This is a genomic window from Shinella sp. GW821-FHT11G07 (genome assembly GCF_058808115.1).
This window is the reverse complement of record NZ_JBXARJ010000001.1, coordinates 424,068-446,239: the sequence shown is the minus strand read 5'-3', so window position 1 is coordinate 446,239 and position 22,172 is coordinate 424,068. Positions and strand designations below refer to the sequence as shown.

19 protein-coding genes are annotated in these 22,172 nt (G+C 63.6%); 16 read left to right on the top strand and 3 right to left on the bottom strand.

Annotation, left to right across the window (positions count from 1 at the left end; translation table 11 throughout):
* Positions 1–28 precede the first annotated feature (28 nt).
* The 3 genes from AC1RT2_RS01990 to otnC are packed head-to-tail and all read left to right on the top strand — an operon-like array spanning position 29 to position 2,619.
* Positions 29–694, top strand: coding sequence for an aspartate/glutamate racemase family protein (locus tag AC1RT2_RS01990; protein ID WP_493098992.1), 666 nt, complete (start codon positions 29–31; stop codon positions 692–694).
* An 18-nt stretch (positions 695–712) separates the two neighbouring features.
* A complete protein-coding gene (gene otnK, locus AC1RT2_RS01985; RefSeq protein ID WP_493098990.1) occupies positions 713–1,984 on the top strand; it encodes a 3-oxo-tetronate kinase in 1,272 nt (423 codons plus the stop codon).
* Positions 1,981–2,619, top strand: a complete 639-nt coding sequence (gene otnC / locus AC1RT2_RS01980; RefSeq protein WP_493098988.1) for a 3-oxo-tetronate 4-phosphate decarboxylase — start codon at positions 1,981–1,983, stop codon at positions 2,617–2,619. The genes otnK and otnC overlap by 4 nt, the downstream gene beginning before the upstream one ends.
* Positions 2,620–2,881: 262 nt before the next feature.
* Here otnC and AC1RT2_RS01975 read toward each other — a convergent pair whose 3' ends face one another.
* Both AC1RT2_RS01975 and otsA read right to left on the bottom strand, forming a co-directional pair.
* Positions 2,882–4,732 (bottom strand): beta strand repeat-containing protein, encoded by a 1,851-nt coding sequence (locus AC1RT2_RS01975; RefSeq protein WP_493098986.1) that lies wholly within the window; start codon positions 4,730–4,732, stop codon positions 2,882–2,884.
* Between the two features lie 384 nt (positions 4,733–5,116).
* Positions 5,117–6,547, bottom strand: coding sequence for an alpha,alpha-trehalose-phosphate synthase (UDP-forming) (gene otsA, locus AC1RT2_RS01970; protein ID WP_493098984.1), 1,431 nt, complete (start codon positions 6,545–6,547; stop codon positions 5,117–5,119).
* Between the two features lie 554 nt (positions 6,548–7,101).
* On the opposite strand from otsA, the gene AC1RT2_RS01965 reads away from it, so the two are divergent.
* The 7 genes from AC1RT2_RS01965 to AC1RT2_RS01935 all read left to right on the top strand — a co-directional run bounded on the left by AC1RT2_RS01965 (position 7,102) and on the right by AC1RT2_RS01935 (position 15,213).
* Positions 7,102–8,928: an ABC transporter permease gene (locus tag AC1RT2_RS01965; RefSeq protein ID WP_493098982.1), complete on the top strand. Its 1,827-nt coding sequence runs from the start codon at positions 7,102–7,104 to the stop codon at positions 8,926–8,928.
* Positions 8,928–10,049 carry an ABC transporter ATP-binding protein gene (locus AC1RT2_RS01960; protein ID WP_493098980.1) on the top strand — a complete coding sequence of 374 codons (1,122 nt, stop codon included), beginning with the start codon at positions 8,928–8,930 and terminating at the stop codon, positions 10,047–10,049. Before AC1RT2_RS01965 ends, AC1RT2_RS01960 begins: the two co-directional genes overlap by 1 nt.
* A 79-nt stretch (positions 10,050–10,128) precedes the next feature.
* On the top strand, positions 10,129–11,235 hold the full coding sequence (locus tag AC1RT2_RS01955) for an ABC transporter substrate-binding protein (RefSeq protein ID WP_493098978.1): 1,107 nt from the start codon (positions 10,129–10,131) through the stop codon (positions 11,233–11,235).
* A 54-nt stretch (positions 11,236–11,289) separates the two neighbouring features.
* Positions 11,290–12,147, top strand: a complete 858-nt coding sequence (locus tag AC1RT2_RS01950; protein ID WP_493098976.1) for an inositol monophosphatase family protein — start codon at positions 11,290–11,292, stop codon at positions 12,145–12,147.
* On the top strand, positions 12,144–12,989 hold the full coding sequence (locus tag AC1RT2_RS01945) for an inositol monophosphatase family protein (protein ID WP_493098974.1): 846 nt from the start codon (positions 12,144–12,146) through the stop codon (positions 12,987–12,989). Before AC1RT2_RS01950 ends, AC1RT2_RS01945 begins: the two co-directional genes overlap by 4 nt.
* Positions 12,986–13,627 carry a dual specificity protein phosphatase family protein gene (locus AC1RT2_RS01940; protein WP_493098972.1) on the top strand — a complete coding sequence of 214 codons (642 nt, stop codon included), beginning with the start codon at positions 12,986–12,988 and terminating at the stop codon, positions 13,625–13,627. Before AC1RT2_RS01945 ends, AC1RT2_RS01940 begins: the two co-directional genes overlap by 4 nt.
* The gene (locus AC1RT2_RS01935) at positions 13,624–15,213 is read left to right on the top strand and encodes a metallophosphoesterase family protein (protein ID WP_493098970.1); all 1,590 of its coding nucleotides are present in this window, start codon (positions 13,624–13,626) and stop codon (positions 15,211–15,213) included. Before AC1RT2_RS01940 ends, AC1RT2_RS01935 begins: the two co-directional genes overlap by 4 nt.
* Here AC1RT2_RS01935 and AC1RT2_RS01930 read toward each other — a convergent pair.
* Entirely contained in the window at positions 15,210–16,220 is a 1,011-nt protein-coding gene (locus AC1RT2_RS01930; RefSeq protein WP_493099551.1) for a LacI family DNA-binding transcriptional regulator, read from the bottom strand. The genes AC1RT2_RS01935 and AC1RT2_RS01930 overlap by 4 nt on opposite strands.
* A gap of 494 nt (positions 16,221–16,714) precedes the next feature.
* Between AC1RT2_RS01930 and AC1RT2_RS01925 the strand changes: the two genes are divergently transcribed.
* From AC1RT2_RS01925 to AC1RT2_RS01900, 6 genes are all read left to right on the top strand, one after another.
* On the top strand, positions 16,715–17,302 hold the full coding sequence (locus AC1RT2_RS01925) for a thioredoxin family protein (RefSeq protein WP_493098968.1): 588 nt from the start codon (positions 16,715–16,717) through the stop codon (positions 17,300–17,302).
* Positions 17,303–17,367: 65 nt separating this feature from the next.
* Positions 17,368–18,996 carry an FAD-dependent oxidoreductase gene (locus AC1RT2_RS01920; protein ID WP_493098966.1) on the top strand — a complete coding sequence of 543 codons (1,629 nt, stop codon included), beginning with the start codon at positions 17,368–17,370 and terminating at the stop codon, positions 18,994–18,996.
* Between the two features lie 3 nt (positions 18,997–18,999).
* Positions 19,000–19,329, top strand: coding sequence for a 4Fe-4S binding protein (locus AC1RT2_RS01915; RefSeq protein ID WP_493098964.1), 330 nt, complete (start codon positions 19,000–19,002; stop codon positions 19,327–19,329).
* 13 nt (positions 19,330–19,342) lie between these two features.
* Positions 19,343–20,179, top strand: a complete 837-nt coding sequence (locus AC1RT2_RS01910; RefSeq protein ID WP_493098962.1) for an ABC transporter ATP-binding protein — start codon at positions 19,343–19,345, stop codon at positions 20,177–20,179.
* 11 nt (positions 20,180–20,190) lie between these two features.
* Positions 20,191–21,054 (top strand): ABC transporter permease, encoded by an 864-nt coding sequence (locus tag AC1RT2_RS01905; RefSeq protein WP_493098960.1) that lies wholly within the window; start codon positions 20,191–20,193, stop codon positions 21,052–21,054.
* Between the two features lie 49 nt (positions 21,055–21,103).
* On the top strand, positions 21,104–22,129 hold the full coding sequence (locus tag AC1RT2_RS01900) for an aliphatic sulfonate ABC transporter substrate-binding protein (RefSeq protein ID WP_493098958.1): 1,026 nt from the start codon (positions 21,104–21,106) through the stop codon (positions 22,127–22,129).
* Positions 22,130–22,172: the final 43 nt, after the last annotated feature.

Below are 22,172 nucleotides of genomic sequence, written 5' to 3'. Positions count from 1 at the left end.
AGCGGCCGCTGCCATCAAAGGAAATCACATGTCGAAATCGCCACGGATCACCCTCATCCATGCGACACCGATCGCCATGGAGCCCATCAAGCTGGCCTTCGCAGCGGCTTGGCCGCATGCGGATGTCGTCAACCTGCTCGAAGACAGCCTGTCGCCCGACCGGGCAAAAAGCAGCCACATTACGGAGGCGTTGGCGGCCCGCATTGCGGCACTGACGCGCTATGCACGGCAGATCGGCAGCGATGCCGTATTGTTCACCTGCTCGGCCTTCGGGCGGGCCATCGAGCAGGCAGCGGCGAGCGTCGACATTCCGGTACTGAAGCCGAACGAGGCGATGTTCGAGGCCGCGATCCGCAGGGGCGGGCGCACGGCGATGCTTTACACCTTCCTGCCGGCGCGCGAAGGCATGGAAGCCGAGTTTGCAGAAGAGGCCGCAAGGATGGACCCTACCGCCACGCTGGTAAGCGTCTTCATAGAGGGCGCGATCGAGGCGGTTCGGGCCGGAGACACGGAGACGCACAATCGCATGGTCGCCGAAGCGGCGGCCCGTCTTGCCGGCTTCGACTGCATAGTGCTTGCGCATTTCTCCACGGCGCGTGCCGTGCCGGCCGTGCGGGCGGTGACGGACATTCCGGTCCTGTCGAGCCCTGACGCCGCTATCGACAAACTCAAGCGCCTTGTCGGCGTGGTCTGATTTCGGGAGTACTATTCAATGCTGCTTGGCGTCATTGCAGACGATTTTACCGGAGCGAGCGATATCGCGAATGCCCTTGCGAAGGGCCGGCCGGGGCAGGGCGGCCTTCTAACCGTGCAATATCTCGGCATTCCGGGAGGAATGGCGGCTCCGGACGTCGAGGCTGGTGTTATAGCACTGAAGAGCCGGTCGATCGAAGCGACGGCGGCCGTCGAACAGTCGCTCGCCGCTCTCCGCTGGCTGCTCGAACAGGGCTGCCGACAGATCGTCTTCAAATACTGCTCGACCTTCGATTCCACATCTGCCGGCAATATCGGTCCCGTTGCTGAGGCACTGGCCGAGGCGCTGGACGTCAAGGGCGTGGTTGCCTGCCCTGCCTTCCCCGGCGCGGGTCGCACCGTGTATCAGGGCCACCTCTTCGTGAAGGACCGGTTGCTCAACGAATCCGGCCTGCAAAACCATCCGCTCAACCCGATGACGGATGCCGACATCCGGCGCTGGCTTCGGGGCCAGGCCGCGACGGACGTCGGCCATGTCGATATCGGGATCGTTCGACAAGGCCCGGCTGAAATCGAAGCAGCCTTGCAGGAAGACGCTGCTCGGAACCGCACCCTCGTCATCGTCGATGCGATAACGGATGACGACCTTGTCGCGATCGGCCGCGCAGTGGTATCGCACCGTCTTGTCACGGGCGGCTCGGGTATTGCGATCGGCCTTGCCGCGAACTTCGTTGAACACGGCCTTGCCGCCGGTACAGGCGCGGCGGCGATTGGCATCGAGGGACCGGAGGCCATTCTTGCAGGAAGCTGTTCCGGGGCAACGCGCGAGCAGATCGAAATTCATCGCAGGAACCATCCGACTTTCGCCATCGACGTCGACGCCGTCATGGACGGATCGGTCACGACCAAGGACGTGACATCCTTCCTGCTCGCAAACCAGGGGCGGGCGCCGCTGGCCTATTCCTCCGGCACACCCGACGCGGTCCAGGCGATCCAGGTGCGCTTCGGGCGAGAGAAGGTTGCCAAAGCGCTCGATGACCTGTTCGCGCAGATCGCCCAGCAACTGGTGCGAGCGGGTATTCGCCGGCTCGTCGTCGCCGGTGGCGAAACGTCGGGCGCCGTCGTTTCGGCGCTCGATCTTGGTGCACTCACGATCGGGGCCGAGATCGACCCCGGCGTACCGGTGCTGCTGTCGGGCGGGGAGCGACCTACCGCACTCGCCCTGAAGTCCGGCAATTTTGGTGCGCCTGACTTTTTCATCAAGGCAGTGGAAAGGCTCGCGGGCAGATGAGTGCGGAAAACAGGATACGCGACGATATCGCCCGCTTTTCGAAATCGCTGTTCGATCGCGGCTTTTCGGTGGGCTCCGCCGGTAACATCAGTGCCGCGGTCGAAGACGGGATCCTGATGACCCCGACGAATTCATGCCTCGGTTTTCTGGATCCGGCGCGGATCTCGAAACTCGATCGCGACGGTAACCATATCTCCGGCGACAAGCCATCGAAGGAAGTCTTCCTGCACCGGGCCTTCTACGAAACGCGCCCGCAGACAGGGGCGGTGGTCCACCTCCATTCGACCTTCGCGACGGCTCTCTCCTGCCTCGCAGATATCGACCCGGAGGACTGCATTCCGTCGCTGACGCCCTACGTCGTCATGCGTGTCGGCGTGGTGAAGCTGCTGCCCTACGTCAAGCCGGGCGACGAAAAGATGGGCGATATGATCCGTGATCTTGGGGGACGCTACGCTGCGGCGCTGCTCGCAAATCACGGCCCCGTCGTCACTGGAAAGGATGTAACCTCTGCGGTCTGTGCCGCGGAGGAACTCGAGGAAACCGCGAAACTGCTGGTTCTCCTGCGCGGTGCGCCGGTGCGCATGCTCTCTCCGGAAAACGTCGCGCAATTGAAAGACGTCTTCGGCGGCTATTGAGGAAGAAGCCGTGAAAGCGGCTCAGTTCCCACATCATCATCAACGGTGCGTGGCCGCGCCGCTGATGATGATAGGATGGATAGCATAGTCTTCTGCCGGTCGGTAACGCTCAAGAAACCAACAGAGAACGCCGCCGGCACAAAGCCGGGGCCCTCGTCCAGTTCGGTGGCATCAAGCGTTCCGGTTGCGAACTTGGTGTCCACGATATCAAGACCGTAGAATAGGCCCTGCCGAGGACGACCTGAAAGCCCTTCCTGTTCGATCAGATCACCAGGAAATCCGCAGCGCTGAGATTGAGGCCGGCCGACAGCGACGCAAACTTGACCGCTCTGAACGCCGAACCGCTGCCATCGGCATCGTAGCCCAGCGATCCTGTGTTAGAGTTGTAGATGATGCGATCATCGGCATCGCGTGACGCGGTGGCAATGTCTTTGAACGCCGACGCATCCAGCACCCCAATGCCGAGCGCTGAAAAGATCGCGTCGTCAAGCTGGATTTGGTCATCGGCGACGTTGAAGTCGCCAATGCGGGCGACACCGCCTGAGCCGAGCGCGCTCGAGAACAGGAACGTGTCCGCTCCCCCCATGCCCCACAGCACATCGTTGCCACCGCCGCCGTCGATCACGTTGGCGCCGGCATTGCCGCGCACCAACTGTTTCAATTCGTTGCCGGTCAGGTTGATAGCACGGGTGGCGTGCAGGGAGGTGGTGTTTAGATATTCGACGCTGCTGCCGCTAGCGAGCACAAAGTTCACTCCTGCACTGACACGATCATTGCCCTCCCCCACGACTTCGGCGATCACCGTTTGGGCATTGTAGACCGAATAGCTGTCGTTGCCGGCACCTCCGGTCAAAGTGTCGGCGGCGCCACCACCCGCGCCGTCGATGAAGATGTTGTCGCCAGTGTCACCAGTGAGAATGTCAGCGAAGATGGAGCCCCTGATGTTCTCGATGTCGGTCAGGGTGTCGCCGCTGGCGTCACCGGAAGATACTTGCTGCCCCAGTAGTCGAAGGTCGACCGTGACACCAGCAGAAGACGCCGCATAGCTTGCCGTGTCGTTGTCGTCGCCACCATTCAGTATTTCAGCAGCGCCGCCGCCGAACAAAGTATCGTTTCCGGCTCCCCCGTTCATGATAGCTCCGCCGCGCAAGACGTCGTCGCCACCATTACCGTCAAGGACGCTTATGCCGATGCCGGTCAATTGGTCGTTGAAGGCCGAGCCGATAACATTCGTGAAGCCCGCCAGCGTGTCACCTTGCGCATCCCCGCCCAGGCCGGTGCCGCTGCCAAGGTCGACATTCACCGCCGCCGACGAGCCGGAATAGTCGGCGGTGTCGATACCGCCGTTGCCGACGAGAACATCGGCTCCCGCACCGCCGATGATGGTGTCATTGCCCGCCGAACCGGAAAGCGTGTCGTCGCCAGCTGAGCCGATCAGGCGTTCTATGCCGGTCAGCGTGTCGCCCTGGGCGTCGCCGCCGCTACCGGCGCCGGACATTAGGCTGATGGTTACCGCGCCGACGGAGGTGGAATAGTCCGCCGTATCGAAGAGGCCTGCCCCTCCTTGCAGAGAATCGGCGCCTGCGCCGCCAATAAGCCAATCGTCTCCAGCGCCGCCAAGCAATATGTCATTGCCGCCCATGCCATTGAGCACGTCGTTGCCACCTTGGCCGTTGAACGTATTGGCACTCGCAGTGCCGGTGAGGTTGTCGCCGCCGGTGTTGGAGCCGATAAGATTGGTTATACCTTGCAGGTAATCGCCCTGGGCGTCGCCGCCGAAGCCCTGTGATGCGCTGACGAGCTGCACGTTGATACCAAGCATCGGCAGAGTAAGGCTGACTGTCACCGACAGATCGATGGTCACACCGTCCACAGAGGTCGTGTAGTCGGCGGCGTCAATGCCCGATGACGTTATTACACCGGCGGCGTTGAGCAACCCACCGATGATGACGTCTGCGCCGGAGCCACCACGGATGACATCATCGCCGGACCAGCCGATCGCGATGTCGTCACCGCCCAAAGCATCAACGAAATCGTTGCCAATGCCTTGGATAGGGCCGATTATGAGGTCAGATAATATTTCGCTGGCGTTCGAGCCGGTAAAAGTGGCCATGATTTTTCCTATTCAAATACGGATGGCGTAATCGTCTTTAAATATTGCGAGCTGCTTGGGCAGCTACGTCACCGATCGTAGCACTCAATCCGAAAGTGTTAAATGCATCCGGCTATGGTTGTGTCGGTTGTATCCACGCGATGGCTAACAAAAGGTGAAGGGGCCACCGACTACGAAGCCCGACAAGGGCCTGGCAGACGCCCAAGAAACATGGCTCTGCCCGACCCGGCTGCCGATCAACGTGGTTTATTCCTCACGCCGTAATATGCCGTTACGCATAAGGACGGTGGTGGAGTTCCTGATCGCCGCTGTCCAGGACGATCCCCTCATGCGAGAGTCGGAAGCCTAGCTGAGGGGCGCGAGGGATTGTGCAGCTTATCGCCGTCAGGCGGTGTTCCTGCTGCGTGCCTCTGCCGGAACAGTGCTGCTCTGTCCCGCCGCGCCTTCAGCAAGGTCTTCGAGGAACGTGTCGCACCAGGTAAACACGTCGTTGGCGCGCAGCACCGTCATCATGCTTTCCCAGCGTTCGCGGCGTTCCTGTAACGGCATGACGAGGCTGCGCGCTATGGCCTCGGCCGTGCCCTCGACGTCGTAGGGATTGACGAGAACGGCATCCTTTAATTCCTGCGCGGCGCCGGCAAAGCGCGACAGCAGGAGGACCCCGGGGTCGTCCTCGCTCTGCGCTGCGACATACTCCTTGGCGACGAGGTTCATGCCGTCGCGCAGCGGTGTTACCAGCGCGAGCTTGGCCATGCGGTAGAGGCCTGCCAGGGCAGGGCGACGCAGGGATCGGTTGACGTAGCGGATCGGCACCCAGTCCACGGTTCCAAGCGCGCCGTTCACCCGGCCGGCCTGTTCCGCCACCGCGCGCTGCATGGCCTCGTATTCCGGCACCTCGGAGCGCGATTTCGGCGTGATCTGCAGCAGCGTCACCTTGCGTTGGCTGTCCTCGTGGCGGGTGAGGAAGGTCTCGAAGGCATCGATGCGCTGGGTGATGCCCTTGGAGTAGTCCAGCCGGTCGACGCCGATGATCAGTTCCTTGCCGTCGAGGCTCTGCAGCATGCGCTTATGCAGCGTGGTCTCCGCCGCCCGCTTTGCCAGGCTGGCAAATTCAGCTGTCTCAATGCCGATCGGATAGGATTTCGTGGCGAAGGTCCGCTCGCCCACGACGAAGCGGGTCGTGTCCAGCCGGTCCCCGATGCCGAGGCGTGCGAGGCAACCGGCGAAATTTTCCCGGTCGTGATCGGTCTGGAAGCCGATCACATCGTAGGCTGTGAGGCCGTTCAGCAATTCGTCGTGCACAGGCATGGTGAGGAACACATCCGGGGAGGGCCAGGGGATGTGCAGGAAGAAGCCGATCCGGTTTTTCACGCCCAGCCGGCGCAGTTCTGCTGCGAGCGGGATGAGATGATAGTCGTGGATCCAGATGAGGTCGTCTTCCTCGATCAACGGCAGAAGACGGCTTGCAAAGAAGCGGTTCACGCGGAAGTAGCCGGTCATTTCCCGCCTGCCATATTCGGCAAGATCCAAGCGGTAGTGGCAGATCGGCCAGAGCACACGGTTGGCAAAGCCCTGGTAGTACTCCTCAACGTCGCGCTCGGTCAGATCCGTCAGCGCGTATTCGATATTGCCATCCTTCATTGTTCGGAGCGGGCCTACCGCGTCCTCGGCGCAGGATTGGCCGGACCAGCCGAGCCATAAGCCTCCGCGTGTCTTGAGGGCGGATTGGAGGGCGACCGCCAGGCCACCGGCAGGGGCCGCTCCGCGTTTGTCAGGAACGGGAACGCGATTGGAAACGACGATAAGACGACTCATGATTTACGACACCAGACTGACGGGTACTTCGATCACGCTGCGGGAAACCTTCACGAAAAGGACAGGTAGAATGCCAGCAGGAAGGGTGGCGTTTCGGGATCGAACATTGCCGTCGAATTTATTTTGCGACGCAACATAAACCCGTCCGGGCCGGGAATGTTCCGTTACATGTGGATATCTCCGTCCACGGCTCGCCCTTTCTTTGGAAGGTGGAGACAAAGATGCAGCCTGTTCGCGGTGTGTGGCCGAAGGGTCGTAACAGGCTCGCCAGCGCATAATCCGTCTGGAATCCATCTCCGCGCTGTCGCCTTCATCGTGCGTAAATGTCGGACGCGGAAGCGGATCACGCCTCATGTCCACAATCATTGCACGGCTGTGCAATATCGTATTGACAGCACTGACTGCGAATGATTGACTGCACATGTTGCCAGTTGCGAATGGGAGGAAACTTTCGCAATTCCGGCGCGGAATGTGCAGTTGCCGATTAAAATCGGCAGGGGAGGAACACTTGCACGGCTTTGCGAAGTATACTCAAAGTGCACGAGGCGGCCGTCATGGCCTCGTCTAACGCGCTTTTGGCGCCGGCCCCCGTTGGCGGCGCGCGCTGGCGCTATCGATTGCGGCTGGCTTTGCGCGAGCCGACGACGGTGATCGCAGTCCTGATGGCGGCGCTCTTTGCCTATCTCATCGTCGTGCCGATCCTGTCTATTCTGGCGGATGCGGCGACCGTGCAGTTCGGCGACGAGCGGCGCACGGGCGGCGGAGAGGGGGGCTTCACGTCCTACTATCTCTACCGTGCCTTCGCCTCGCCGATCGCCCACGATCTCTTCTGGGAGCCGCTTCTCAACACGCTGAAAGTGGCTTTCGGCGCGATTGCCATCTCGCTTCCGGTCGGAGGCGTGCTCGCTTGGCTGATCGCCCGCACCGACATGTTCGGCCGCCGCTGGTTCGCGACCTCGCTGATCGTGCCCTATATGCTGCCGGCCTGGACCTTCGCGCTTGCCTGGAGCACGCTCTTCAAGAACCGCACCGTCGGCGGACAGCCGGGCTGGTTCGAGGCGATCGGGCTGGCACCGCCCGACTGGCTCGCCTATGGCCAGGTGCCGATCACCATTATTCTTGCGCTTCACTACACGCCCTTCGTCATCCTGCTTTTCGGCTCGGCGCTGCGGCGCTTCGATAGCCAGCTGGAGGATTCCGCGCGTATTCTCGGTGCGCCCGGCTGGGTCGTCGCCGTGCAGATCATCCTGCCGCTGATGCGCCCGGCGTTGCTCTCGGCCGTACTGCTCATCTTCGCGAAATGCCTCGGCGAGTTCGGCGTGCCCTATGTGCTCGGTCTGCCGGTGAAATTCGACGTGCTGGCGACCTCGCTCTACCGTTCCATCGGTTCGCGCCAGACTGGCGTGGCCGGCGTGCTGGCCGGCGCGATCATGCTGATCGGCGTGCTCGCCATCATGGTCGATGCTTATCTTGCCCGCGAAGCGCGCCGCTTCGTCACCGTCGGCTCCAAGGGGTCGATGAACCGGCTGTCGCGGCTGAAGGGTCTGCGCTGGCCCGCCACCGGCTTTGCCGGCGTCGTCTTCATGCTCTCGGTCGGCCTGCCGCTGCTGACGCTTGCGCTCTCGACCGTGATGCACCAGCCGGGCAGTTTTGCCCTCTCGAACTTCACGCTCGACTACTGGATCGGCCAGGACCTGCCGACGGTCGCCATGCGCACCGGTATCCTGTTCAGCCCCGATCTCTGGCAGGCGGCGTACAACACGATCACGATCGTCGGCATCGCTTCCATCTGCTCGGGTATCCTTGGCGTGCTCACCGGCTATGTCGTGGTGCGCACCACCATCCGTCCGCTGGCGATCTTCCTGCGGCAGGTGACGTTCATGCCCTATCTCGTGCCGGGCATCGCCTTTGCCGCCGCCTATCTCTCGCTCTTCGCCGTGCAGCGCGGGCCGATTCCCGGCCTCTACGGCACGACGCTGATCCTCATTCTCGCGCTGATGGCGGACCAGATGCCCTATGCATCGCGTGCCGGCATCTCTGCGATGATGCAGCTCGGCAAGGAGCCGGAAGAGGCAGCGCAGATCATCGGTGCAGGCTGGTTCCGGCGCATGACATCCATCGTCATCCCGATCCAGAAGGGCTCGCTCGTCACCGGCATTCTCCTGCCCTTCATTTCGGGCATCAAGGGGCTCAGCCTCTTCGTCATCCTCGCCGTGCCTGCCACGGATGTGCTGACGACCTTCTCGCTGCGCCTTGTCGACTACAACTACACCCAGGCCGCAAACGCCGTGGTGCTGATCATCGCCGGCCTTGCCTATGGCGGCACAGTGCTCGCCCAGCGGCTGACCCGCACCAACCTTGCCGAGGGACTTGGAACCTGATGCCCGATATCGTTCTCAGCAACGTTCAGAAATCCTATGGCGGCGGTTCGCCCAATGCCGTCAGCGATCTCGACCTTCACATCCACGACGGCGAGTTCATGTGCCTGCTCGGCCCCTCCGGCTGCGGCAAGACGACGACATTGCGCATGATCGCTGGTCTCGAAAACCTGACGGACGGCGAAATCCGCGTCGGCGAGACGGTGATCGACAGCCCCGCGCGCGGCGCCTTCGTCGGCCCGGAAAAACGCGGCATGGGCCTGGTCTTCCAGTCCTATGCGCTCTGGCCGCATCTCACCATCGAGCGCAACACCGACTTCGGCCTGCGCCTGCGCAAGGTACCGAAGGCCGAGCGCGAGGCGCGGGTGGAGAAGGTGATGAAGGCGCTAGACATCGAGAAATACCGCCATCGTTATCCCTCACAGCTATCCGGCGGCCAGCAGCAGCGCGTGGCGCTCGCCCGCATGCTGGCGGTCAATCCGGGCGTGCTTCTGCTCGACGAGCCGCTGTCCAACCTCGATGCGCGCCTGCGCCTGGAAATGCGGGCGGAGCTGAAGCGCATCCATGCGGAGTTCCGCACGACCATCGTCTTCGTTACCCATGACCAGTGGGAGGCGATGACGCTCGCAACCTCGATTGCGGTGATGAACGAGGGCCGCCTCCAGCAACTGGGTACGCCGAACGACATCTACGACCGGCCGGCCAACCGCTTCGTCGCCGAATTCGTCGGCAGCCCGCCGATCAACATTCTCGAAACGGCGACCGCCCACGCGCTGGACCGCGCCGCATCGCATTGGCTCGCCGGTCGTCTCGGCGAGAGCGCCGGGGTCGGCTCGGTGGGTTTCCGTCCGGAAGCCCTCCAGATCGCGCGCTCGGAGGCTGCTGTTCCCGGCGGCAGCTTCCGCCATGCGGCCGAAGTCACAGGCATCCTGCCGACCGGCGGAAGCTGGATCATCGAACTCAAGGTCGATGGCCGCGCACTGTTTGCCACCACCACGGAAAGCCCGGCGCTGCGCGGCGGGGAACGGGTGTGGATGCATGTGCGCCCGACGGCGGTGCATGTCTTCGATGCGGCAGGTCTTCGGATTGCCGGGGCCGACGATGTGCTGGCGCGTGCCGCCTGAACATAAGGCAAGTGAAACTGAACCCTTGTCGCATCCGATGGGAAGAGACGGATGGGGCGCAATCTCGAAGGAGGAGAACATGAGGAAATACGGTTTATTGGCAGGTGTCGTGCTGGCGACCGCGATGGGCGGCGGGGCGTTGGCGGAGGATTTCAGCCTCGCTGCGCTGATCGAGGCGGCGAAGAAGGAACCGCCGCTGTCGGTCTATGACAGCACCGGCAAGATCGTCGACATGGTCGAGGCCTTCAACGCCAAATACGGCCTGAAGGCGGAGGGTGCGAAGTCCAAGGCGACAGCGCAGCTCGAAACGATCATCCGCGAGTCGCAGTCGGGCAATATCCAGACGGACGTCTCGTTCATTTCGGATCCGTCCGCCGTGATCGGCCAGCTGATGCCGGCCGGCTTCGTGGAGAACTGGGTGCCGCCGGATCTGGCCAAGGACATCTCGTCCGAGGCGCAGAACCCGTTACTCATCGTCTCGAGCCCGAACATCCTCGCCTACAACACCAAGCTCTACGACAAGTGCCCGATCACCAATATCTGGCAGCTCACCGAGGCGGAGTGGAAGGGCAAGGTTTCGATGCAGGACCCGCTCGGCAAGCCGTCCTACACCGACTGGTTCAACCAGATGCGCAGCCGCATCGACGACAAGATCGCTGCCGCCTATGAGAAGCAGTACGGCAAGAAGTTGGAAACCGATCTCGGCAGCGCGACGGAAGCCTTTGTCGCGGCTCTTGCCGCCAACGGCCCGCTCCTGACGGATTCCGACTCCGCCGCGGCCGAAGCCATCGCCGCGCCCGGTCAGAGCGAGCCCTTTGTCGGCCTCGTCTCCTCCGCCAAGTTCCGCGACAATGCCGGCAAGGGCTTTACGCTCGGCCTTTGCGCTGGGGTAGATCCGATCATCGGCTTCTCCAACGCGACGGTCGGCGTCATCGTCAAGGGCAGCGACAGCCCGAACACGGCAAAGCTCTTCGTGCGTTATGCCATGACCGCCGAGGGCATCGCACCGCAGGCCGACGACGGCAAGCTTTCTTCCAATGGCACCGTGGGCCTGCCGGCCGACGAACCGTCCGGCATCGGCAAGCACCTTGACGCGATGCTCTCCTACAACCCCGCCACGGGCCTGGAAGACTGGGACAGCCGCCAGGACTGGCAGGATTTCTGGCGGATTCACTACAAGCGCTGAACGAAGACGGACGGGCCGGTTCTCGGCCCGTCCACCCATGATGCGAGTTTTCTGATGACCGATCGACTGCTTCGTACCGCCATCGCCGCCGCCCTTCTGCCCGCGCCCGCTCTGCTGGCGGCGTTCCGGCAAGGGATGGCGGTAGACTACAAGCGTGACCGTCACGATCCCGTGACGGTACACGACCGGCGGGCGGAAGCCGTGATCCGCGAGCTGATCTTCCAGGAGGTGCCCGATTCCACCTTCATGGGAGAGGAGGGCGGCACGACCGGCACGGGACGCGTCAAATGGTTCGTCGATCCCATTGATGGCACATCGAATTTTGCCGCGGGCATCGCATTCTGGTGCACTTCGGTCGGGGCAGTCGTCGATGACAAAGTCGTCGCGGCAGCCATCCATGATCCGGTTTCGGGGGCGATCTTCTCCGCCTCCGGCGCCGGCGCCTGGCTGAACGACCAGCCATTGGCGCCGGCGCACGCGTCCGCTGAACCACACGCGACGCTGATCACCGGCTATCCAGTGGCGCGGGATTTCGCGCTGGACGGCCGGGATGTCGCGCTCGCCCGCTTCGGTCGGCTAGTCGAGACTGTGGCGACGGTGCGCCGGCCGGGCAGCGCTGCGCTCTCCATCGCCCATGTGGCGGCGGGCTGGGCGGATGCGGCGCTCGGCTTCAGCGTCAATCCCTGGGATGTCACGGCGGCGAGCCTCATCCTGCAACGGTCGGGCGGGCGTTACCTGCCGCTGCCGCTCGGCATATGTGCCGCGGATGCGCCGGCTCATATGCAGCCCGGCTATGTCGCCCTTAGGCGCGGCGCGGACCACCCGACGGTGGTTGCCATTGCCGAAGAAATTTCCGCTGAACGGAGCCAGAGAATGAACAGGATTTTGGAAACGGAAGGACTGCGTGCATGAACATTGGCGATGAGGCGATCGATCGCCGGGAGGTCTTCCTCGCAGACCTGGTGCGGGAGGCGGCAGAGCTGGCGCATGCCGGCTTTGCGCGGCAGGCGGGCCAGGCGGTCAGCATGAAGGGCCCGCAGGATTACCTGACGGAAACCGACGGGCAGGTGGAAAACCATGTTCGCGCCCGCATTGCCGACGTGTTCCCCGAAGACGGGTTCCTCGGCGAGGAGGGCGGCGGCGAACCGGGCGTCCAGGCCTGGGTGGTCGATCCCATCGACGGCACGGCCAACTTCGCGCGCGCCATCCCGCATTTCTGCGTCGCCATCGCCTTCGTCGCCAATGGTGAGGTGCAGCTCGGCGCCATCGTCAATCCAGTGCTGGACGAGGTCTACCTCGCGCGGCGCGGGCGGGGGGCGAGCCTCAATGGCAAGCCGATCCGCGTTGCCGCCACCACGGATATTGCCGCCACCTCCTTCGAGATGGGCTGGTCGAACCGCCGTCCACTCGCCCGCTACATCACTGCCGTCAACGCCCTGTTCGAAGCCGGCAGCAATGTGCGGCGCGGCGCCTGTGGGGCGCTCGGCCTTGCCTATGTTGCCGATGGGCGCAGCGACGGGTATGCGGAGCTGCACATGAATTCCTGGGATTGCCTGGCCGGCTTGCTGCTCGTGCACGAGGCCGGTGGTGTCACGGGGCCGTTCCTGTCGCTGGGCGGCCTCGTCGCGGGTGGTCCGGTGCTTGCCGCGGCGCCGGGCGTCGCCAAAACCCTGTCGGATGCGACAGGCATTCCCCTTCTTGCCGGGCCGGATCTGCTCGCCGCGGCAGACGAAGACCATCGGAGAACCGCATGACCGAAAAATCCTCCCGCCACTATGACCGCCCACCGATCAGCCGGGTCTATGAAAACCTCCCAGGCTTCGGCGTCGATCTCTTCGTCGGCGGTCGCGAGGGCGCGTCGGACGTACCGCTCCTGCGCGAAAACGGTATCTCCACGGTGCTGAACTGCGCGGTCAACCTCGATTTCAACTATGTCGCCGCGCCCGACGAAGTCTCGCACGACAGCCGCGTCGGTTATGGCCCGGCGCCGATCCGTTACTACAAGCTCGGCATCGTCGATGGTCCCGGCAATCCCGACACCATGTTCCTCGCCGGCTACTACCAGCTGCTCGGCGCGTTGCAGCAGGTGCTGCCGGAAAAGCCAAGCTACCCGATGCGCGAGCGTGGCAACGTGCTGGTGAACTGCCGTGCCGGGCGCTCCCGTTCAGTTATCCTCGCCGCCTTGCTGCTGCACCTGCAGGTCCCGAAGGAATTCCCGACGCTTGCATCCGCCGTCGACCATGTTCGGGAAAAGCGCGAACTGCGCCGCGACGAATGGCACGAAACGCCGAAGCCGATGCTGATTGCAGCCGCCGAGAGCGCTGCGGGCTGGGTGCGCATTGTCGAGGCCGATCGCGCGCGCTCCGGCGCTCCGGAGAAGGTTTCCGCATGATCCGTATTGCCGTGATTGCCGACCCCCATGTGCACGATTGCACCTGGGTGCCGGACGGTTTTGGCCTGGAAGGCGCCGTGCGCAGCTTCGCCGAGACCGCCGCCTCGACCCGCATCTTCAACGAGAGCGTGCCGGCTTTTCGCGCCGCGCTCGACTGCGCGGTGAACGCCGGCGCGACCATCGTGCTGCTTGTCGGCGACCTCACCGACGATGGCCAGCGACCGAACATCCTGGCGGCGCTGGCGATCATCGAGGAATACCGCGAGCGTCACGGCATCCGCGTGCTGATGACACCCGGCAACCACGATTTCTACGCCCTGGCTGGCCGGCCGCAGGACAAGAGTTTCCTTGCGCCGGACGGCTCGTCGGTCATGGTGAAAAGCGCCGACTGCTCCGAGGCCGCGACGCTCGGTACGGGCGAAGCGCTCGCCATGCTGTCCAGTCTCGGCTTCGAGCCGGAGGAGGGCGATCTCCACTGGGAAAGCCCCTTCGGTAGCGATCCCGACTGGTCGGCGCGCAGCTACACCGCCCTGAGCCCGGATGGCGGTACACCTTGCCGCATGATCGACGCTTCCTATCTCGTCGAGCCCGTGGAAGGGTTCTGGGTGCTCGCCATCGATGCCAATGTCTGCGTGCCGCGCGACGGTGCCAGCGATTTCGCCGATCCCGCGCAGTTCCACGACCCGACCGATGGCGGCTGGCGGGCCGTGCTGCAACACCGCGCCCATCTGTTTGCCTGGATGACGGGCGTGGCGGCACGGGCGAAGGCTGGAGGCAAACATCTCGTTGCCTTCTCGCATTATCCGGCCCTCGACCCACTCGGCGGCGCCTCGACCGAGGAGGTCGCACTGTTCGGCGCGACCGGCCTCGCGCGTCGCGCGCCTACCAGCGCAGTGGCCGATGCGTTCGCCGCAACGGGTGTACCGCTCCATTTTTCCGGTCACTTGCACGTCAACGATACCGCTCGCCACGAAACCGCGCGCGGGCGCTTTGCCAATATCGCTGTCCCTTCACCGGTCGGCTATGGGCCGGGCCTCAAGATCGTCGATCTTCATGCCGATCGCATCGAGATCCGTACGCGACCCTTGCGCCAAGTGTCCGGCCACGATGCGGCCTTTGCCGCCTACAAGGCCGAGGCGCGAAAGGCGGGCACGCCCGATCCGTCGGCAAGTTTCGCGCCCGATCACGGTGAGTTCCTCAGCCGCCATCTGGTCAATCTCGTGCATGGACGATATCTGCCGCGCGAGTGGCCGCAGGACATGCTGGACTTCGTGGCCGGGGCCTCGGTGGCAGACTTGATGCGGCATCTCGACCTCGATGCCCGTGACGCCCCGGATTTGCCGTTGGCGACGCTGGTCGAGGATTGGTACAGGCTGCGCAAGGCCGGCGAACTCAGCCACGAGGATATCGCACCCGACCGGCTGGCCTTCTACCGACGCCTCTCTACACAAGCGCCGACGCTTGAAGGCGACAGCCTTGCGGCCCGCTTCGCCACGCTCCTGCGTATGATGCGCGCCTACCTCCATCGCCACCCAAACCGCGATTTCTCGCTCAGCCGGCCGGATCTGGCGGTCACGCCGCTTTAAGGGCGTACGCTCTTGCGCCAGGCGACCTGCGTCGGCAGGCGCTTCAGAGGAGCCGGTTCGGGCTCATCCTTCTCGATGATGCTGGCTATATGATCGGCAATGGCGCCGATCGGCTGGCGGAAGGTCGTAAGGTTGTAGGCAAGCCAACTCGCCTCCGGAATGTCGTCGAAGCCGACGACGCAGAGTTCCTCCGGAATAGCCAGGCGGAACTCTTGCCGTGCCACATCCATGAAGCCGAGCGCCAAGAGGTCGGTGACGCAGAACACGCCGTCCGGCCGGTTCGAAGCGCCGAGCAGTTGGCGCGCACCTTCCGCGCCCGTTGCATAACCGGTCGGTCCGGCGCGGCTGACTTGCGCCGTCAGGCCCAGTTCCGCAGCGGCGGCGATGAAGGACTGCTCTCGCGCCATGATGCTGGACGTACCGGCGGTGGAGCTGACCACGGCCAGGTTCCGGCAGCCGGCCCGGTGCAGCAACAGGCAAGCCTCGCGCGCCGCGTTTTCATTCTCGACCAGCACGAATTCCGGCCCGGTAATGGCATCGTCGCGGTTGATGAGGATAACGCGCTGGCCATTCTCGATGCAGGTCTCGATCAGCGAGGCGGGCGGCGCGCCGGAAACAACGACGGTTGCCTCGGCGCGGTAGTTCAACGTCTGGCGCAGCGCCGCCTCGACATTTTCCGGCTGGCCGGCCGTATTCAGCACCATCACGACCTTGCCGATCGCCTGGAGCTTGCGCGTCGTCGTCTCGACCACGTTGGCCTGGAACGGCGCCTGCATCTCGGCGACGATGAGGCAGACGATGCCCGAGCGATGGTGGATCAGCCCGCGTGCCAGATGGTTGACGTGGTAACCGAGCTTTTCCGCTGCCGCGAGCACCTTGGTCCGTGTCGTCGGCGAGACGCTCGCCCCATCGGTGAAGGTGCGCGACACCGCCGAACGCGAAACTCCGGCGAGTTCCGCCACCCGGATGGCGCTGACCGAGGATTTTTTTGGTTTGGCCTTCGTTATTACCAAGTCTTGCTTCCCCGCGCTGTTCTGGTTTGCACGGGTTTGAACCATTTTTGCCAGAATGTGCAAGGCCATGAGCAGTTTCTGCGAAAAATGACGCGTTGTGTAAGGCGGAAGGTACAACGAAATAACGTATAGGAAGGTGCTACACAGCATTTGCAACCCTGTGCAAACGGCGGAGCGACCATGCCATTGCGCTGCCCTTGTCTCCGCGGGCTAATCTTTCCGGAAATTTTTCCTAACGCGATTGCTGTGCCATCAGGCAACAACTGCGCCGGTCCATGAAGCGATGGTGGTACTGCGATGCGGGGTCTTGTCTCGACGCTTCAAAGCCCCGGCGCGCGAGTCCCAGTGCGGCTACGCGAAAAAAACCCTCGAAACCGGCCCATCGCGCGCCACAATATCTAACGTCGCGCGATTTGCGGGATTCTTTTATCTATAAAATCTATGTATTTTATATCTTAATATTCTCGTTGGCTGCCCAGGAGGATACCATGCCCAAAACCGAATCCAATCCCATCACGCTCGGAACCCACGCGGCAGACTTCATCCTGCCCGACGCGGACGGCCATCTCCATACGTTGGCGGACTTCAAGGAGAGCCCGGCTTTGCTGGTCGCTTTCATCTCGAACCGCTGCCCCTTTGTCGTGCTGATCCGCGAAGCGCTGGCGCAGTTCGCCCGTGACTATGCCGGGCAGGGGCTCGCCGTCGTCGCCATCAACAGCAACGACGCGCAGGCCCATCCGGAAGAGACGCTGGAGCGGGTCGGCGCCGAGGTGAAGACCTACGGTTACGACTTTCCCTATCTCAAGGACGCGTCACAGGGCGTCGCCACGGCTTACGGTGCAGCCTGTACGCCGGACTTCTTCCTGTATGACCGCGACCGAAAGCTGACCTATCACGGCCAGTTCGACGATGCCCGCCCGGGCAACGGCAAGGATGTGACGGGCGCGGACCTGCGCGCCGCCGTCGATGCTGTGCTTCGCGGCGAGGCTGCCGGTGCAAAACAGGTTCCCTCCATCGGCTGCAACATCAAATGGACGGCCGGCAACGAACCGTCCTGGTTCTCCACTGCCGCCTGATCGCGGTCGAAGACGGCCGGCTCTCGTGGGCTGGCCGCGTTTTCCCCTTCACAGACCGGAACACCATGGCATCGCGTCGCAAGCAACAGCCTGAAGAAGACGGGCGCCTCATTGAAACGGACGTCCTCGTCGTTGGTGGCGGGCCGTCCGCTGCCTGGGCTGCGCTGTCGGCGGCAGAGGCCGGCGCGCGCGTTGTTCTGGTCGACAAGGGCTACCACGGCACCAGCGGCGCGACGGCCCCTTCCAATACCGGGACCTGGTGCATTCCGCCGGGCGAGGGGCGTGCTGCCTCCGTCGAGCAACGCTTCAAGCGCACGGCCGGGCTTGCCGATCGCCGCTGGATGCTGCGCGCGGCGGATCGGGCCTATGAAAACCTGCAGAAACTGGTCGAATGGGGTTATCCCTTTCCGAGCGAGGAGGACGGCAGCCTCTACATCGCCAATCTGCGAGGCCCGGACTACATGTGCTTCATGCGCCAGCGCGTGCAGAAGGCCGGTGTCACCATTCTCGATCACCATCCGATCCTCGAACTGCTGGGCGACGACAACCATGTTGGCGGTGCGGCGGGGCTGGTGCGCCGCACCGGCGCAAGCTTTCGCGTGTCGGCCGGCGCAGTGGTCCTGGCGACAGGCGGCTGCGCCTTCTTCGAGCGCATTCTCGGCGGCACGGGCCTGACGGGCGATGGCAGCCTCTTCGCGGCGGAGGCCGGCGCTTCGCTCTCCGGTATGGAATTTACCGGCAAATACACGCTCTCTCCGCATGGCTCTTCACTGAACAAGGGCCTGCCGTTCCGCTGGGCAACCTTCTACCACGAGAACGGTGAGGTGCTGCGCAATGCCCATGGCGACCCCGTGACGAACGGCATCGGCGGTGGGGAGCGGCAGGTGGCCGAGGCCTTGCTGACCGGCCCCGTCTACGCCCGGCTCGATCTTGCCGAACCGGCCATGCAGGACTGGTTGCGGCGCGGCCAGCCGAACTGTTTCCAGCCCTATGACCGCATGGGCATCAATCCCTTCGAAGAGCGTTTCCGCGTGGAACTCAAATACGAGGGCACGGTGCGCGGCACGGGCGGCATCCGCATTGTTTCCTCCGATTGCAGCACTGGCGTTGCCGGCCTCTATGTTGCCGGAGACGCGGCAAGCCGCGAGAATGTCACCGGCGGTGTTTCCGGCGGGGGCGCGATCAATGCCTCCTGGGCCATTGCCAGCGGCTGGTGGTCGGGCCATGGCGCCGCCCAACACGCCCGCCGCCGGCAGGCCGGGGACACCGCGCGTTTGCAGCCGCTCGGTACGACGGGCCTGCGTGGCCGCGATGAGCGCGATGATGTCGATCTCGCCGCCACTGCACGCGCTGTGCATGATGAAATCGTGCCGCTCGACAAGAGTTACTGGCGAACGGCCGCGACGTTGGGTTCCAGCCAAAGGGCACTGGACGATATCTGGCTTCGGCTGAACCAGGCAGGCCCCTCCGTCGGCATTGATCGTCTTCGGTCCCGTGAAGTGGCGTCGGTGACTGCAAATGCGCGCTGGACGGTTGCCGCAGCCCTGTTGCGCACCGAAAGCCGCGGCGTGCACCGTCGACGCGATTTTTCAGGCGAGGACGACGCCCAGGCGAGCCGCATCACCGTTTCCGGCCTCGACCGGGTGACGGCCGCGCGCGAAATCCTTGCCCACGAAACGGCACGGGAGGGCTGAGCGATGATCGAAGTCATCTCGACCGACCGCTGCATCCGCTGCGACATCTGCGAGCGCATCTGTCCGGCCTTCGTTTTCGACCGGGACGAGACGGGTCTGCCCGTCATTGCCCGGCAGGACGACTGCCAGACGTGTTTCCTCTGCGAAATCTACTGCCCGACGGATGCGCTCTACGTCGCCGAAAATGCGCACGGTCCAATCGGCATCAGCGAGACCGACGTCCTGGAACGCGACCTTTTCGGCACGTACGCCCGTTCGCTCGGCTGGAACCGCGGACGCGCCGGCGGCGCACAGAATGACCCGACCCGCCACATCCGCGTGGCGCAGGTCTGAAGGGAGATTGATCATGGAACGCATAGCCGTCAGCGCATTGCGCAAAACCTTTACGCTGAAGCCCGGGCAGACGGTGGCCGTCGATGGCGTGTTGTCCAACCGGATCGCGGTGCTGGATGGCGTCGACCTCACCATCAATCGCGGCGAATTCGTCACCGTCGTCGGCCCCTCCGGCAGCGGCAAGTCGGTGCTGCTCGATGTCATTGCGGGGCTGACCGAGGCGACCTCGGGAGGTGCGCGTATCGATGGCATCGAGGTGTCGAAACCGCATGCCCGCACGGCCTATGTCTTCCAGCAATACGCGCTCTTTCCCTGGCGTACCGCCTTGCAGAACGTCGAATATGCGCTGGAAGTGCGCGGCACGCCCGCCGCCGAGCGCCGCGAGAAGGCACTCTACTTCCTGCACCTCTTCGGCCTCCACGGTTTCGAAGACCGCTATCCGTCGCAGCTTTCCGGCGGCATGCAGCAGCGTGTGGCGATCGCCCGCGCGCTTTCGACCGATCCGCAGGTCCTGTTGATGGACGAGCCGTTCGCAGCCCTCGACGCCCAGACCCGCGACATCCTGCAAAGCGAGCTTCTGCGCATCTGGGAACAGATCAAGACCACCGTCGTCTTCGTGACCCATTCGATCGACGAGGCGATCTATCTCGCCGACCGCGTCGTCGTGATGACTGCCCGCCCGGCGAGCGTCAAGGAGATCGTCGAGATAGACCTGCCGCGTCCGCGCGATCTCGATATCCGCAACAGCGAGGCCTTCAACGCCTACCGTGCCCGCGTCTGGGAAAGCCTGCGCGACGAGGTGGTGAAGGCCCAGCGCGACTGGGCGCTCGCTTCCAGCTACGCCAATTGAGGGAGGGCCCGATGAGCCTGATCGCCGACCGCAGCCTGCCGCTACGCACCACCTCTTCCCTGCGCCGCAAACGCGCCAGGGAGAAGGCGCCGACCGCGCTCTCGGAGTTCTTCTCCACCATCACGATCGGCCTGCCGGCACTTGCTGCCTTTGCGCTCCTTTGGGAGGTCGCGCCGCGCGCTGGATGGATCAATTCGCTGTTCTTTCCGCCGCTCAGCCAGGTGCTGGAGGTTCTGTGGGAGATGATCGTCTCCGGCCAGCTTGCCGACCATATCGGCATCAGCTTGCAACGCGCCGCGATCGGCTTTGCCCTTGCCGTCGTCACCGCCGTGCCGCTCGGCTTCCTGATGGGGCGCTATCCGCTGTTTGAGCGGGCCTCCGATTTCCTCGTCCAGACTCTGCGCAACACATCGCAGTTCGCGCTGCTGCCGGTCTTCATCCTGCTGCTTGGCATCGGCGAGGCTTCTAAGATCGCCATCACCTTCTACGCCGCCGTCTTCTTCCTGCTGATCAATACGATCGTCGGCGTGAAGTCGGTCGATCCGCTACTTCTCAAGGCGGCGCGCTCGATGGGCACGTCGGACTGGGACCTTTTCAAGAAGGTCATCTTTCCCTCCGCCATCCCCTCGATCGTTGCGGGTGCCCGGCTCGGCGTGAAGACATCACTCTTCTCGGTGATCGCGGCGGAGATGCTCGCCGCCCAGTCCGGCATCGGCTACCTCATCCAGAATTCCTCGCTGATGCTGGAAACCGACCGCATGTATGCCGGGATACTGACGCTGACCATCGTGGGCCTCGTGCTCAACTACCTGCTCGTTGCCGGTGAAAAGCGCGCCACGCATTGGCGGGGCAGCGGCGAGAGCGGCCCCAACTGAACCTCCCTTCATTCTCTTGATGACCCATCGATCTCGAAAGGATCCATCCATGACATCCCTTCCGCTCCGCCGGACGCTTTTGAAACTGGCGCTCGCGCTTTCCCTCCTGCCTGCTGCAACTGCCGTCCCGGCCTTTGCAGATGAGGCCAAGCCTGATGTCATCCGCATCGGCTCGACGGCGCCCGGCCACCTGAAGTTCATCCTCTATCGCAACAAGAAGCTGCTGGAGGACGAATTCGCCAAGGACGGCATCAAGATTGAGCTGACGACCTTCGATGGCGGCTCGGCTGCCACCGTCGCGCTCGGTTCCGGTGCGATCGACTTCACTTACATCGGCAACAACCCGTCGCTGCGCCTGGCTGCGGCCGGCGCGGATGTCAAGCTCGTCGGCCTGTCGAGCTGGAACCGCTCCAACGAAACGCAGATCGTCGTCAAGCCGGACTCGCCGATCCAGAAGATCGAGGACTTGAAAGGCAAGAAGGTCGCCTATCTTTCGGGTACGGTGCGTCACTCTACCTTCGCCAAGGCGTTGAATGCCGCCGGTCTTTCGCTCAAAGACGTGGAAAGCCTCAACCTCGGGATCGAAAGTTCCGGCCCGGCGCTTTCCCGCGGTGATGTCGATGCCATCGTGGAAAGCACCGGCCCGGTTCAGGCGCTGGTCGAAAAAGGCGGCGCGCGGGTGATCTTCGATGCCGGCGTTTCCGGCAGCCCGGAATGGGCCGTTCCCCACCTCATCAGCGTCAATGGCGATTTTGCCCGCAAATATCCGGAGATCGTGACGCGCCTGCTGGCGGTCGATATCGCGACGGCGCGCTGGGCGGATGCGAACCCGGAAGAGACGATTGCGATCTTCGTCAAGGAAACCGGCAACAGCGACAAGGCGGTGCGGGCGACTTATCCGGACGGCAAGTTCTTCCAGGATCCCGAGATCACCGAAGAGGCTGTGCGCGCGCTTCAAGGCGAGGAAACCTTCATGGCGGATGCCGAGCTTCTGAAGGGCAAGGTCAACTACGACACCTGGATCGACCGCTCCTTCTATGACGCCGCCCTGAAAAGGGTTGCCGCCAGCAACTGACCATATAGGCTTGGGTGCCGGCGCAGGCGCGCCGGCCCATTTT

What these genes read in the sequence shown, in the direction of transcription:
- AC1RT2_RS01990 (WP_493098992.1), top strand. Translation starts at nt 29, where the DNA reads ATGTCGAAATCGCCACGGATCACCCTCATCCATGCGACACCGATCGCC.
- otnK (WP_493098990.1), top strand. Translation starts at nt 713, where the DNA reads ATGCTGCTTGGCGTCATTGCAGACGATTTTACCGGAGCGAGCGATATC.
- otnC (WP_493098988.1), top strand. Translation starts at nt 1,981, where the DNA reads ATGAGTGCGGAAAACAGGATACGCGACGATATCGCCCGCTTTTCGAAA.
- AC1RT2_RS01975 (WP_493098986.1), bottom strand. Translation starts at nt 4,732, where the DNA reads ATGGCCACTTTTACCGGCTCGAACGCCAGCGAAATATTATCTGACCTC.
- otsA (WP_493098984.1), bottom strand. Translation starts at nt 6,547, where the DNA reads ATGAGTCGTCTTATCGTCGTTTCCAATCGCGTTCCCGTTCCTGACAAA.
- AC1RT2_RS01965 (WP_493098982.1), top strand. Translation starts at nt 7,102, where the DNA reads ATGGCCTCGTCTAACGCGCTTTTGGCGCCGGCCCCCGTTGGCGGCGCG.
- AC1RT2_RS01960 (WP_493098980.1), top strand. Translation starts at nt 8,928, where the DNA reads ATGCCCGATATCGTTCTCAGCAACGTTCAGAAATCCTATGGCGGCGGT.
- AC1RT2_RS01955 (WP_493098978.1), top strand. Translation starts at nt 10,129, where the DNA reads ATGAGGAAATACGGTTTATTGGCAGGTGTCGTGCTGGCGACCGCGATG.
- AC1RT2_RS01950 (WP_493098976.1), top strand. Translation starts at nt 11,290, where the DNA reads ATGACCGATCGACTGCTTCGTACCGCCATCGCCGCCGCCCTTCTGCCC.
- AC1RT2_RS01945 (WP_493098974.1), top strand. Translation starts at nt 12,144, where the DNA reads ATGAACATTGGCGATGAGGCGATCGATCGCCGGGAGGTCTTCCTCGCA.
- AC1RT2_RS01940 (WP_493098972.1), top strand. Translation starts at nt 12,986, where the DNA reads ATGACCGAAAAATCCTCCCGCCACTATGACCGCCCACCGATCAGCCGG.
- AC1RT2_RS01935 (WP_493098970.1), top strand. Translation starts at nt 13,624, where the DNA reads ATGATCCGTATTGCCGTGATTGCCGACCCCCATGTGCACGATTGCACC.
- AC1RT2_RS01925 (WP_493098968.1), top strand. Translation starts at nt 16,715, where the DNA reads ATGCCCAAAACCGAATCCAATCCCATCACGCTCGGAACCCACGCGGCA.
- AC1RT2_RS01920 (WP_493098966.1), top strand. Translation starts at nt 17,368, where the DNA reads ATGGCATCGCGTCGCAAGCAACAGCCTGAAGAAGACGGGCGCCTCATT.
- AC1RT2_RS01915 (WP_493098964.1), top strand. Translation starts at nt 19,000, where the DNA reads ATGATCGAAGTCATCTCGACCGACCGCTGCATCCGCTGCGACATCTGC.
- AC1RT2_RS01910 (WP_493098962.1), top strand. Translation starts at nt 19,343, where the DNA reads ATGGAACGCATAGCCGTCAGCGCATTGCGCAAAACCTTTACGCTGAAG.
- AC1RT2_RS01905 (WP_493098960.1), top strand. Translation starts at nt 20,191, where the DNA reads ATGAGCCTGATCGCCGACCGCAGCCTGCCGCTACGCACCACCTCTTCC.
- AC1RT2_RS01900 (WP_493098958.1), top strand. Translation starts at nt 21,104, where the DNA reads ATGACATCCCTTCCGCTCCGCCGGACGCTTTTGAAACTGGCGCTCGCG.